Here is a 12,823-nt window from a genome sequence, read left to right as displayed (position 1 = left end):
AGCAGGCGGACAAGTCCGGCCGAAGGCACAAAGGCCAGTCAGACGATGGGTCACGCCCGCTACTGCCAGCTATCAGCTCACCACCACTGAGCCGACCCCGCCATGCTCACAGTCAGCCGAGACCTGCAGCACTGGGAGGAGCTGCCGGTCGCCATTCCGTACTCGACGGACGAGCACATCTTCTCGGGCTCGGTCGTGGTGGACGAGCGCGACACGTCCGGCTTCGGCGCACCGGGCGCCCCGGCGATGGTCGCCGTCTACACCAGCTGGTACCCGGCCACCGGCATCCAGGCCCAGTCGCTGGCCTACAGCACCGACCGCGGTCGCACGTGGACGAAATATGCCGGGAATCCCGTGCTCGACCTCGATTCCCGCGAGTTCCGCGACCCGAAGGTCTTCTGGGACACCAGATCCGGGCAGTGGACCATGGCGGTCGTGCTCGCCACCGAGCACAAGGTGAGCTTCTACGGCTCGTCCGACCTCCGCTCGTGGCGTCACCTGAGCGACTTCGGCCCGGCCAACGCGGTCGGCGGCGTGTGGGAGGTGCCGGACCTGTTCGAGCTGCCGGTCGACGGCGACCCGCACCACACGAAATGGATCCTGGTCGTCAACCTGAACCCCGGGGCGGTGGCCGGCGGGTCGGGCGCGCAGTACTTCATCGGCGACTGGGACGGCACCAGGTTCACCGCCGAGAACGTGGTCACGGGCGAGCCGGCACCGCCGGCCGGAAGGCTCTTCGCCGACTTCGAGGGCGATTACGCCGGATGGACGGTCGAGAACGACCCGGCGTCGGGGCCCGGCCCGTTCGGAGCCGGCCCGTACCCCGGCACCGTGCCCGGTCAGCAGCAGGTCAGCGGCTTCCAGGGCCGGTCCCTGGTCAACAGCTTCCTGGGCTTCGACGCACCCAGGGGGCGGATGGTCTCCGCCGACTTCACCGTCGACCAGGACTACGTGAACCTGCTCGTCGGCGGGGGCGCGCACCCGCATCTGCCCGGCACCACCACCGCCTTCGTGCCGGCCGGGGCCGAACCGGTGCTCGACTTCGAACTGCCCGACGGCCAGACGTACGAGCAGGCCGGCTGGAGCGCGACCGGCGGGCTGCGTGACCGGGCGCCGGTGGTCGGACCGGCGCGGTCGGAGCGCGGGCACGTCGGCGACAAGCTGCTCACCACCTTCCTCGAGGGCGACTCCACGACCGGCACCCTGACCTCCCCCGGCTTCACCATCGACCGGAACCACCTGAGCCTGCTCGTCGGCGGCGGCGGCCACGTGGACGACGGCGCGGGCCGTACGGTCGTCGAGCTGCTGGTGGACGGCCGGGTGGTGCGCAGCGCCACCGGCAACTTCTCCGGTTTCGTGAACTGGCGCGGTTGGGACGTGAGCGAGTTCCGGGGTCGTAGCGCCGAACTCCGGATCGTCGACGAGAACAGCGGAGGGTGGGGGCATCTGCTGGTCGACCACCTGATCGCCACCGACGAACCTGTGCTGCCCCGGTCGGTGGAGACCGCGGTCAACCTCGTCGTGGACGGCGAGGTGGTCCGGACCGCCACCGGCAGGGACAGCGAACGCCTGGACTGGGTGAGCTGGGACGTACGCGACCTCGCCGGCCGGCGGGCCCACCTGGAGATCAACGACTTCAACTCCGGCGGCTGGGGACACATCCTCGTCGACCACGTCATGTTCGCCGACCGGCCGGCACCCGGCGAGCTGGAACGCTACGACTGGGTCGACTACGGCAAGGACTTCTACGCGGCGGTCTCGTACGACAACGTCCCCGGTGGCCGGCGCGTCGTGATCGGCTGGATGAACAACTGGCAGTACGCCGGCAGCATCCCCACCTCACCTTGGCGCGGCGCGATGGCCCTGCCCCGGGAGTTCGGGCTGAGGACCATCGACGGCGAGGTGCGCCTCGTCCAAAAGCCGGCCGGGCGACCGACCGCCCTGCGCGGTGCGGCGTTCACGCTGCACGACGCCACCGTCCCGCCCGGGGTGCTCGACCTGCCTGCGGCGGCGGACGGCAGCGTGCTGGAGATCCAGGCGGAGTTCGAACTCCGCGACGCGGACCGCTTCGGCCTCCAGGTCCGGGCCGGTGACCAGGAACGCACCCTGATCGGGTACGACGTCGGTGCCCGCCGCCTCTTCGTCGACCGGACGCACTCCGGCCTGGTGGACGTCGGTCCGCTCTTCCCCGGCGTGCACTCCGGGCCGCTGTCGATCGACGGGAACCGGGTGCGGATGACGGCGTACGTGGACCGCTCCTCGGTCGAGGTGTTCGGCGGGGCGGGCGAGACCACCATCACCGACCAGGTCTTCCCGTCGCCCACCAGCGATCGGACCCGCCTCTTCGCCGAGGGCGGTGAGGTGCTCGTACGGTCGCTGACCGTCCGGCCGCTGCGGTCGGTATGGGGATAACCTGGGCTCGATCATGTTCGGGCGGGGCCACGGCGGACGTCGTGGCCCCGCCCGCGCCGCCGCACCCGCCTCGGTAGGAGCGCCCATGCACGCTGCCGCCTCCGCAACGACGAGCACCGGCAAGGCCCGACCGACGCTGCGGGACGTCGCCATGCTCGCCGGGGTCAGCCCGAAGACGGTCTCCCGGGTCGTCAACGGCGAGGCCGGCGTGTCCGCACCCAAGACCGCGGCGGTGCAGCGGGCGATCGCGCAACTGGATTACCGGCCCAACTTCACCGCGAGCAGCCTCCGCCGGTCCAGCGGTCGCAGCGCGGCGATCGCCGCCGTGCTGGAGGATCTGGCCAACCCGTTCTCGGCCGCCCTGCACCGGGCACTGGAGGACGCCGCCCGGGACCGGGGGGTCCTCATCTTCGCGGGCAGCGTCGACGAGGACCCGGAGCGGGAACGCGAACTCGTCCGGGCCTTCACCAGGCGGCAGGCGGATGCCCTGGTCGTCGTCCCGGCCAGTGACGACCAGCGGTACCTCGCCAGCGAGGTCGACACCGGCACCCCGGTGGTGTTCGTCGACCGGCCGCCGGTCGGTCTGCCGGTGGACGCCGTCCTCACCGACAACCACGAGGGCGCGGCGGCGGCGGTGCACCACCTGATCCGACACGGACACCGCGACATCGCCTACCTGGGCGACCTGCGGAGCATCCCGACGGCGCGCCAACGGTTCCAGGGCTACAAGGAAGCGCTCAGCGACCACGGCATCCGACCGTCGCCCGCGACCATGGTGCACGACCTGCACACCGAGCGGGCCTCGGAGGAGGCCGTGCACCGACTGCTGTCCGCCGGCTCACCGCCCACCGCGCTCTTCACCGCGCGGAACCTGGTCACCGTCGGGGCCATCCGGGCGCTGCAGCAGCTCGGCCGGCGGCACGAGGTCGCCCTGGTCGGCTTCGACGACTTCCCCCTCGCCGACCTCCTCCAGCCGGCCGTCACGGTCGTCGCGCAGGACCCGTCCGAGATGGGTCGGGTCGCCGCGTCACTGATCTTCCGGCGGCTCGACGGGGAACAGTGGCGGCCGACGACCCACCTGGTGGCGAGCCGGCTGATCCCCCGTGGCTCCGGCGAGCTCAGCGGACCGCATCGGAATTGACCAGCGCGCTCGGCGAGCCGGTGGTGGTCAGTTCGTCGGCGACCAGCGCGGCGAGCCGGTCCAGGCCGAGGTCGATCTGGTCCGGGGTGACCGCGCTGACCGACAGTCGCAGCGCGTTGACCGGCGCCCCGTCGTCGTAGAAGTGCGCCATCGGGGTCCACAGCACGCCGTAGCGCTCCGCCGAGCGGCGCAGCAGCGCGTCGTCGACCGGGAACGGCACGGTGACCACCGCGAAGAACCCGCCGGCCGGCGCGTTCCAGCCTACCTGCGAGGGGGCCGGGAACCGTCGGGCCAGGCCGGCGAGGAGGTGGCGCAGGTTGCGGCCGTACGCGGCCCGTTGCCGCACGTTGGCGGTGACCAGCGAGCAGTCGTGTTCCAGCAGCGCCCCGCCGATGATCGCCTGGGCCAGCGGCGAGGTGTTCACGGTGACCATGCTCTTGATCTTGGCAAGCTCGTCGGCGAGGAGCCCGACGGCGCCGTCGCGGCCGGCGACCCGCTGGTCGGCGACCACGTACCCGACCCGCGCGCCGGGCAGCACCGTCTTGGCGAACGAGCCGAGGTAGACCACCCGACGCCGGGTGTCCAGCGCCTTGAGGGTGGGCAGCCGCCCCTGCTCGCCGGCCGGGAAGAGGCCGTACGGGTTGTCCTCGATCAGCAGCAGCTCCTCCTCGGCGGCCAGGTCGAGCAGGCGCCGCCGGTCCGCCAGGCTGACGCTGGCACCGGAGGGATTGGCGAAGTCCGGCATCACGTAGCAGGCCCGGGGCCGCAGCCCCTCGGCGCGGGCCTTGCGCACCTGGTCGCGCAGGTTGGCCAGGTCCACCCCGGCCGGGCCGCCGGCCACCGGCCGCACCGGAAGGTCCAGCAGGCGGGCCGCGCCGGTCAGCCCGACGTACGTCGGCGCCACCGCGAGCAGCACGTCCCGGGGGCCGGCGCGCAGCGCGCGCAGCACCAGGAACATCGCCTCCTGGCAGCCCACGGTGACGACGACCGCCTCGGGGTCGACGTGGACGCCCTCGTCGACGGCGAGGTTGCGGGCGACCAACTGGTGGACGACGCCCTTGGTCCGGCCGTACTGGAACAGGGTGCGGCGCGCCTGCTCGGGGCGTTGTCCGAGGTCCTCGACGAGGTGCCGGCGGAACCGGTCCAGCCAGCGGCGCGGCGCGTCGTCGTCGAAGAACTCCTCGCACGGGCGGCCGGCGGCCAGCGACACCGCGTCCGGCCAGTGCTGGGCCACCTCGTTGAGGAAGTTCATCGAGTTCAACGCCGGGTCGTCGACGGCCGGGTGCAACGAGGCGAGGTCCAGGTCCACGGGTTCGTCCACGGCTCAACCTCCGGTCAGGGTACGCAGGTCGCGGGCCGCCGCCGGGTCGGCGCAGCCGGCGAGGGTGAGCGCGTCGCGCAGTTCGGTGGCGAGCAGCGCCAGCGCCGTCTCCGCGCCGGCCCGTCCGCCGGCGGCCAGGGCCCAGAGCATCGGCCGGCCCACCAGCACCCCGGTCGCGCCGAGGGCGAGCGCGCGCAGCACGTCGGTGCCGCTGCGGACGCCGCTGTCCAGCAGCACCTCGGCGCGGCCGGCGACCGCGGCGACCACCTCGGGCAGCACGGTGGCGGTGGCGGGAGCGCCGTCGAGCTGCCGGCCGCCGTGGTTGGAGACCACCACGGCGTCCGCGCCGACCTGCACCGCCCGCACCGCGTCGCGCGGGTCGAGGATGCCCTTGATCAGCAGGGGCAGCGGGGTACGGTCCCGCAGCCAGTCCAGGTCGGCCCAGGTCAGCGCGGGGGCGAAGACGGCGCCGGTGTGCGCGGCGATCGCCGACACCCCGGGCGTGCCGGTGTGGGCGAGGTCGTCCCGGCCGCCGGGTAGGTTCGCCGCGGTGACGTCCGGCGGCAGCGCGAAGCCGTTGCGCACGTCGCGCCGCCGCCGGCCGAGCACCGGCACGTCGACGGTCACCATCAGCGCGGCGCACCCGGCGGTGTGGGCCCGGTCCAGCAGGTCGGCGACCAGCCCCCGGTCGCGCAGCCAGTACAGCTGGAACCAGACCGGCCCGTCACCGGCGGCGGTCACCTCCTCGATCGTGGTGCTGCTCAGCGTGCTCAGCGCGTAGGGCACCCCGGCCGCGCCGGCGGCCGCCGCCAACGCCGACTCGCCGTCGGGGTGCAGCAGCCGCTGGTACGCCATCGGCGCGACCGCCACCGGCATCGCCTGCTCCCGGCCCAGCAGCGTCGCCGCCGTGCGGGGATCGTCCACCCCGGTGAGCATCCGGGGCAGCACGGCGACCCGGTCGAGGGCGGCCCGGTTGGCGGCGAGGGTGGTCTCGGCGCCGCTGCCGCCGTCGACGTAGTCCCAGACACCCGGGGGCAACGCCGCCCGGGCCAGCTCGGCGAAGTCCCCCAGGCAGACCGGCGGCCGGTCGCCGGCGGGGCCCGTCGGGGCGGGCCGGGGCGCCGGCAGGTCGGCGCGCACCGGGTCAGCCATCGGCCGCACCGGCCAGCGCGAAGCGCTCCCGCAGGAACGCGGCGGCCTCGTCCTGCGCCCGCCGGCCGGCGTCGAAGACGCCGGGCATCGCGAAGAACCCGTGGATCATCCCGGGATACCGGCTGAGCGTGACCGGCACGCCCGCCGCGCGCAGCCGCTCGGCGTACCGCTCCCCCTCCTCGCGCAGCGGGTCGTACTCGGCGGTGACGACCAGGGCCGGTGGGAGGCCGGCGAGGTCGGCGGCGAGCAGCGGGGAGGCGAGCGGGTCCGCCGCGTCCGCCGGGTCCGGCAGGTAGTGCCGCCGGTACCAGTCGACGGAGTGCCGGTTGAACAGCAGCGGGTCCTCGTCGCCGGCCGGGGCGCGGTCGGCCCGCTGGTCGGTGTTCGGATAGACCAGCAGCTGCCCGGCGAGCCGGGGGCCGGTGGCGCGGGCCAGCAGGGTCACCGCCGCCGCCAGGTTGCCGCCGGCGCTGTCGCCGCCCACGACGAGGCGTTCCGGATCCGCCCCGAACTCCTCGGCGTGCGCCGCGATCCAGGCGGTGGTGGCGTGGCAGTCGTGCACCGCCGCGGGGAACGGATGCTCGGGGGCGAGCCGGTAGCCGACCGTGACGACCTGGCCGCCGGAGGCGTTGGCCAGCCGGCGGCAGATGCCGTCGGCGGTGTCCACGCTGCCCAGCGTCCAGCCGCCCCCGAAGAAGTACAGCAGGGTGGGCAGCGGGCCGTCGCCGGCCGGCCGGTACACCCGTACCGGAAGGTCGCCGGCCGGGCTGGGAACGTCGGCGTCGCGTACCTCGTGGACCGGCTCGACGTCGCCGCCGCCGGCGCGGATCGCGGCGAGGTCGGCGGCGCGGGCCTCGGCGAGGGTCTGGGTGTAGAGCGGCGGCGTGCCGGCCGCGGCCCGCGCGGCCCGGTACGCCACCACCTGGGGGTCGAGGGGCATGCGGTCTCCTATCCGCCGGTCGAGACGAACAGCTTGTCGATGCCACGCAGGAAGAGGCTCCCGCTGTAGGTCGGTGTCCGGGTGACCGTCAGCCGCGGGAAGCGGGCCAGCAGCCGGGGCAGAGCGAGCCGCCCCTCCAGCCGGGACACCGCCGCGCCGAGGCAGAAGTGCGGGCCGACGCCGAAGGCGAGCGAGGGTGGCCCGACCCGGCGCGGGTCGAACCGGTCGGGGTCGGGAAAGCGGGCCGGGTCGCGGTTGGCGCCGGCGATCATCAGCAGGACGTTCTCGTCCCGCCGGACCGGCACGCCTCCGAGGTCGGTGTCGCGGGGCGCGGCGCGGGCCAGGAAGTGCACCGGGCTCGCCAGCCGCAGCACCTCGTCCACGCAGCCCCGGGCGAGCGCGTCGTCGCCGGGCAGTGCCGCGACGACGTCCGGATGCGCGAGCAGCAGCGGCAGGCCGTTGCTGAACATGTAGACGGTGGTCACGAAGCTGGCGTTGAAGAGCACGATCAGGTTGCTGATCAGCTCGTCCTCGGTCAGCGCCACGTCGCCGGCGTCCACCGCCTCGACCAGCCCGCTGATCAGGTCCTCGCCGGGCCGCGCGCGACGGTGCGCGATCAGGTCCCGGTAGTAGGCGCGCAGCTCCTCGGCGGCCTGGTTGGCCAGGGCGAGGCGCTGCGGGGTCTTCCCGGCCACGTCCAGGAACTCGTCGATCCAGTCGACCCGCTGCCGGTACCAGGACAGGTCGGCCTCGGGCAGGCCGATGAACTCGGCCATCACCAGCGCCGGCACCGGGTACGCGAAGTCGGCCACGAAGTCCGTCTCGGTGCCGTCGGCGCCCGCCTCGGCCATCCGGTCCAGCAGCGTGTCGACGACCCGGACGATCACCGGTTCCAGGGCGCCCAGCCGGCGCGGGGTGAAGGTCTTGGCGAAGACCGCCCGCATCCGGGTGTGGTCCGGCGGGTTGACGAACATCATCGAGGAGTTGAAGGTGCGCAGGATCTCCTGCTCCTGCCAGCCGGGCGGGGCCTGCTTGTACCACTGCGGGTCGCGCAGCACCTGGGAGACCAGGTCGTAGCCGACGGCGACGGTGGTGATCGTGCGGTGTTCGGCGCGGGTCGGCACGGTGCTGACCGGTCCGTGCCCGTGCAGCGCCGCGTACCACGGATAGGGGTGCTGCCGGCCCTGCTCGCTGTAGAGGCCGGTCAGGATCTCGTCGACGTCCACGGTGGTGCTTCCTCCCCAGGATGGACGGTGGGGCGGCGGGTCACCCCGCCGCCCCACCGGTGTCACAGTCCGAGCAGTCGCAGTGGTACGGCGTCCGCCATCGCCTGGTTGCCGGCGTCGTTCGGGTGGATGTGGTCACCCGAGTCGTACGCGGGCAGCAGCCGGCTCGGCTGCGCCGGGTCGCGCAGCACCGCGTCGAAGTCGAGCACGCCGTCGAACTCGTGCGCGCCCGCGCCGCGCAGCCAGCTGTTGACCGCCTGTCGGGTGGCGTCCTTCTCGGGCGTCCACACCCCCGGGTTGCCGTGCCCCTCGTACGGGGTCAGGGTGGCCGCCAGGCTGCCCAGGCCGCGCGCCTTGACCTGCTGGTTGACCTGCCGCAACGCGGCGATGATCTGCTCCGCGGAGTCGCCGGACATCCAGATGTCGTTGATGCCCAGGTGGGTGACGACGGTCTTCACCCCGGTCTGCGGGAAGACGTCCTCGTTGAGCCTGGCCAGGGCGTTCGGGCCCAGCTCGTGGTAGCCGGGGAAGCCACCGGCGCCCGGCTCCGGGCCCTCGTGGTTGAGCCGGTTGCCGGCGAGGCTGAGGTTGAGCACACCGGGGGTGCGCACCTCGGGCCGGGCGTCGACGAGCCGGTCGGCGAGCTGGTCGGGCCAGCGCTTGTTGGCGTTGACCGTGCTGCCGTTGCCGTCGCCGATGGAGTCGCCGAGGACGACGATCGAGCCCGGGGTGTGCCGGCGCTCGACGTCCAGCCCGGAGAGGAACATCCAGCAGCAGTTGGGCCGGATGGTGAAACCGGCGCCGTCGGCGGCGGTGGTCAGGTCGGTGGCGCCGATGAAGTTGGTGACCTTGGACTGGCCATGGAAGGTGACCGGCCCGGTGAGCACCGGGAAGTGCAGGGTGACCACGAGGTCCTCCTGCTCCCGTACGGCGAAGTCGAGCGGGTCGCTGAGCAGCTCCGCGCCCTTGTTGATGGTGGCCGAGGTCGCGCCGCCGAAGGTCAGCTCGCGCAGACTGCCCGCGTCGATGTCCGACCGGTCGTCGGCGGTGCCGGTGTTCGGCCGGGCGACGGTGGCGTGGCCGACCTTGACGGCCTGGTCGCCGTAGAGGTTGGTCAGTCGCACGCGCAGCCGGTCGCCGCCGATGCTGGTGTGCACGATCATCCGGATGCTCTGGTTGTTGAGGCCGGTGTTGGTCAGGCCGACGGTGTTGCCGCGGGTGACCGCCGTGGCCCAGCTGCCCGCCCACTCGGCCCGCCCGTGCCGGGCGGTGTCGGTGTCGGACGGGCCGGCGCTGGCCACCACCGCCGGGGTGGCTACGACCAGCAGGGTGGCCGCGGAAGCTATGACGTGCCATCTCTTCGGGGTCGACATGGAACCTCCATCGTTGGCAGCCCGGAGTCGGCGTCCATGATCGGCACCGCCCGGACGATGGTCCAGAAACCTAGCCGCTGGCGCTGACGGGCGTCAATCAACCCGATCGACGTGATCAAATGTCCGGGGAGAGCCGTCGGGCACCGTTCGGCTCTGTCCCCTCCGGACGTCCCGCCCCTAGGCTCGACACCGGCGGCGGTGCGGTCGCCATGTCGCGCACCTCGTCGCGTACCGGGCTCCGACCTGCCCGGATGCCATTGTCGGCCGGTCGCCGCGGCGCGTCCCACCGGGCACGTCGCGGCGGCCACCACGCATCGACTGGGGGCTGTGCGATGACTGATCGACCGACCAGCTACGTGCACCAGGCGTTGGAATTGTTCGCCGGTTTCGGCGACCGGGAGGCGCTGGTCGGCGACGGCCGGCGGCTCAGCTACACCGAGGTCGCCGACGAGGTGCGCGGGCTGGCCGCGGCGCTCGCCGCGCACGGCGTACGGCCCGGCGCGGCGGTGCTGGTGATGCTCGGCAACGCGGTCGAGGGGCCGCTGCTCCAGCTCGCGCTGCACCTGCTGGGCTGCCGGACGATGTGGATCGCCCCGGTCACGTCGCGCCGGGAGATAGACGAGTTCGTCCGGCTGGCCCGTCCCGACGTCTTCGTGCACGACGCCCGGGCCACCGACGGCCTCGGCGTCCAGATCGCCGCCTCGCTGCCCGGGGTGCCGGTGCTGCGCCTCGGCGCCGAGCTGACCCCCGGCAGCCCGGTCGAGCTGCCCGACGCCCCGCCCGCGCCGGAATCGTTCCTGCAGACCAGCGGCACCACCGGCACACCCAAGCTGGTGCACCACCGGGAGAGCTTCTACCGGCAGATCCTCGCCCTGGCGGCCGACTTCCGCGCCGCCGGGTTCCCGCTGCTGCGGCACCTGTCGCACTCGCCGATGTGGCTGGCCAGCGGGCAGATCACCACGCTGTTCAACCTCTTCACCGGCGGCGTGCTCTTCCTGCGTCAGCAGTGGGACCCGGTGGCGTTCATCGGCACCGTGGAGCAGGAAAGGATCAACTCCACCTTCGTCACCCCGCCGATGCTCTACCAGGTGCTCGACCACCCGGCCCTGGACGGCGCCGACTTCTCCGCGATGTTCATGTTCAACGTGGGCGCCGGGCCCGCCGCGCCGGCCCGGCTGCGGCAGGCGATCTCGCGCTTCGGCCCGGTCCTGCGCATCGTGTACGGCCTCAGCGAGGCCGTCGTGATCACCGCGCTGCCCGGCCTGGCCGAGGACCCGGCCCACCCGGAGCGGCTGCGCTCCTGCGGGAAGCCGTACGGGGACGTGGCGATCGAGATCCGCGACGCCGACGGGCAGGTGCTGCCACCGGGCGCCGACGGCGAGGTGTGGGTACGCACCGACCTCAGCTTCGCCGGCTACCACGGCCAGCCGGAGCTGACCGCCGAGACGCTGGTCGACGGCTGGGTCCGGACCCGCGACATCGGCCACCTCGACGACGAGGGCTACCTCTACCTGGTGGACCGGCTCCAGGACCGGATCCTCACCCGGCAGCGCAGCTGGCCGATCTACTCCCGCCCGATCGAGGACGTCCTCGCCGGCCACCCCGAGGTACGCGCCGCCGCGGTGGTCGGCGTGCCCGACCCGGTCGCCGGCGAGCTGCCCCACGCGTACGTGGTGCGCGCGCCGCGGGCCACGGTGACCGGCGACGAGCTGATCGCGCTGGTGACCGCCGAGCTGAGCGAGACCTGGGCGCCCGGCGGGGTGGAGTTCCTCGACGCGCTCCCGCTCAACCGCTCCGCCAAGGTGGACAAGCTGGCCCTGCGGGCCCGGCACGCCGCCGCGCACGAACCGGCGCCGGAGGCGACCGGAGCGGGGATCGGCAGCCCGGCGTGAAGCCGCGGCGGGAGCTGACCGTCCTGGTCGCCGCCGATCTGATCTCCAACCTGGGCAGCCGGATCTCGGTGGTGGCGATCCCCTGGCTGGTGCTGGAGACCACCGGCAGCCCGACGAAGATGGGCCTGGTCGCGGCGGCGGAGACCCTGCCGTACCTGCTCTCCAGCGCGCTGGCCACGCCCTGGGCCGACCGGTTCGGGGTGCGCCGTACCTCGATCGTCGCGGACGCCGCGAGCGCGGTGGCGATGGCGGTGGTGGCGCTGGCGCCCTGGCTGGGGTTCGGCGCGCTGGTCGCGCTGGTCGCGGTCGCCGGCGGGCTGCGCGGCATCGGCGACCGGGTCAAGCACGTGATGTTCCGCCCGGCCGCGCAGCGCGCCGGGGTGCCGCTCATCCGGCTCACCTCCGCCTACGACGGGCTGGTGCGCGGCGTGACGCTGTTCGGCGCGGTGCTCGGCGGGCTGCTCATCGACTGGGTCGGGGTGACCTGGGCGATCTGGATCGACGCGGCGACCTTCGCGGTCTGCGCGCTGCTGATCGGCGTCCTCGTCCGGCCACCGGCGCCGGCGGAACCGGCACCCCGGGAGAGCTACCTGCGGGCGCTGCGCGGCGGCTTCGGCTACCTGCGCACCGACCGGGTGCTGCTGACCATGCTGGTGGTCGTCTCCGCGCTGAACATGTTCGCCAACGCCAGCGTGGCGGTCTACATCCCGCTCTGGGTGGCCGAGGTGTTCGGCGACCCGGCCGGCTTCGGCCTGGTGCTGGGGGTCTTCTCCGGCGGCGCGCTGCTCGGCAACCTGCTCTTCACCGCCGCCGGGCCGCGGCTACCCCGGCAGCTGACATTCGCGGTGGGCGCGGCGGCCAGCGGCACCCCCCGGCTGCTGGCGCTGGCGCTCAGCGACGAGCTGGTGGTGGTGCTCACCGTGACGTTCCTGTCCGGGATGGCGATCGCGACGGTGAACCCGCTGCTGGGCGCGGCGCTCTACGAGCGGGTGCCGGAGGCGTTGCAGACCCGGGTGATCGGCATCTCCGGCTCGCTGGCCTTCCTGGGGTTGCCCGTCGGCGCGCTGCTGGGCGGCTGGTCGGCGGCGACGCTCGGGCTGATCCCGGCGCTGTGGGTGATGGCGGCGGCCTGCCTGGTGCTGACGGTGGCTCCGCTGCTGGTCGGCGGGCTGCGGCCGGGGGCCCGGGAACCTCGGCCGGCGGTGCCCCGCGGGGCCGGATCCGGGGCCGGATCCGGGGCCGGCGTGCCGGCAAGGGAAGCCGCAGCGCCTCACGCTGAGTAGACGTTACATCTACTATCCGACAGTTTAAATACTGCGATGGCCAATGTCGCCCGGCGCTGAGACCTGTCGATACTGCGTGAGCC

At 73.5% G+C, this 12,823-nt stretch carries 9 protein-coding genes; 4 read left to right on the top strand and 5 right to left on the bottom strand.

Going from position 1 to position 12,823, the window contains the following annotated elements:
* The first annotated feature begins 102 nt into the window (after positions 1-102).
* A complete protein-coding gene (locus V6U89_RS10815; RefSeq protein WP_334570704.1) occupies positions 103-2,412 on the top strand; it encodes a GH32 C-terminal domain-containing protein in 2,310 nt (769 codons plus the stop codon).
* A gap of 85 nt (positions 2,413-2,497) precedes the next feature.
* Entirely contained in the window at positions 2,498-3,553 is a 1,056-nt protein-coding gene (locus V6U89_RS10810; protein WP_334570703.1) for a LacI family DNA-binding transcriptional regulator, read from the top strand.
* On the opposite strand, the gene V6U89_RS10805 is transcribed toward V6U89_RS10810, so the two are convergent.
* The 5 genes from V6U89_RS10805 to V6U89_RS10785 all read right to left on the bottom strand — a co-directional run bounded on the left by V6U89_RS10805 (position 3,531) and on the right by V6U89_RS10785 (position 9,538).
* The gene (locus tag V6U89_RS10805) at positions 3,531-4,874 is read right to left on the bottom strand and encodes an aminotransferase-like domain-containing protein (protein ID WP_334570702.1); all 1,344 of its coding nucleotides are present in this window, start codon (positions 4,872-4,874) and stop codon (positions 3,531-3,533) included. The two genes, V6U89_RS10810 and V6U89_RS10805, sit on opposite strands and share 23 nt — an antisense overlap.
* Positions 4,875-4,877: 3 nt before the next feature.
* Positions 4,878-6,026: an alpha-hydroxy acid oxidase gene (locus V6U89_RS10800; protein ID WP_334570701.1), complete on the bottom strand. Its 1,149-nt coding sequence runs from the start codon at positions 6,024-6,026 to the stop codon at positions 4,878-4,880.
* A complete protein-coding gene (locus V6U89_RS10795) occupies positions 6,019-6,966 on the bottom strand; it encodes an alpha/beta hydrolase (RefSeq protein ID WP_334570700.1) in 948 nt (315 codons plus the stop codon). The genes V6U89_RS10800 and V6U89_RS10795 overlap by 8 nt, the downstream gene beginning before the upstream one ends.
* 8 nt (positions 6,967-6,974) lie before the next feature.
* Positions 6,975-8,192: a cytochrome P450 gene (locus V6U89_RS10790; protein ID WP_334570699.1), complete on the bottom strand. Its 1,218-nt coding sequence runs from the start codon at positions 8,190-8,192 to the stop codon at positions 6,975-6,977.
* 62 nt (positions 8,193-8,254) lie between these two features.
* Positions 8,255-9,538 (bottom strand): SGNH/GDSL hydrolase family protein, encoded by a 1,284-nt coding sequence (locus tag V6U89_RS10785; protein WP_334570722.1) that lies wholly within the window; start codon positions 9,536-9,538, stop codon positions 8,255-8,257.
* Positions 9,539-9,897: 359 nt separating this feature from the next.
* Here V6U89_RS10785 and V6U89_RS10780 point away from each other — a divergent pair, with 359 nt between their 5' ends.
* Both V6U89_RS10780 and V6U89_RS10775 read left to right on the top strand, forming a co-directional pair.
* Entirely contained in the window at positions 9,898-11,457 is a 1,560-nt protein-coding gene (locus V6U89_RS10780) for a class I adenylate-forming enzyme family protein (protein WP_334570698.1), read from the top strand.
* The gene (locus V6U89_RS10775) at positions 11,454-12,740 is read left to right on the top strand and encodes an MFS transporter (protein ID WP_334570696.1); all 1,287 of its coding nucleotides are present in this window, start codon (positions 11,454-11,456) and stop codon (positions 12,738-12,740) included. Before V6U89_RS10780 ends, V6U89_RS10775 begins: the two co-directional genes overlap by 4 nt.
* The last annotated feature ends 83 nt before the right edge of the window (positions 12,741-12,823 follow it).

Origin of the sequence: Micromonospora sp. CPCC 206171 (assembly GCF_036906755.1) — a bacterium.
GTDB classification, from domain to species: Bacteria; Actinomycetota; Actinomycetes; order Mycobacteriales; family Micromonosporaceae; genus Micromonospora; species Micromonospora purpureochromogenes.
This window is presented reverse-complemented; position numbering and strand designations above follow the sequence as displayed.

Excerpts from the sequence above, each read along its gene's own strand:
- V6U89_RS10815 (WP_334570704.1), top strand. The coding sequence starts at position 103 with ATGCTCACAGTCAGCCGAGACCTGCAGCACTGGGAGGAGCTGCCGGTC.
- V6U89_RS10810 (WP_334570703.1), top strand. The coding sequence starts at position 2,498 with ATGCACGCTGCCGCCTCCGCAACGACGAGCACCGGCAAGGCCCGACCG.
- V6U89_RS10800 (WP_334570701.1), bottom strand. The coding sequence starts at position 6,026 with ATGGCTGACCCGGTGCGCGCCGACCTGCCGGCGCCCCGGCCCGCCCCG.
- V6U89_RS10795 (WP_334570700.1), bottom strand. The coding sequence starts at position 6,966 with ATGCCCCTCGACCCCCAGGTGGTGGCGTACCGGGCCGCGCGGGCCGCG.
- V6U89_RS10780 (WP_334570698.1), top strand. The coding sequence starts at position 9,898 with ATGACTGATCGACCGACCAGCTACGTGCACCAGGCGTTGGAATTGTTC.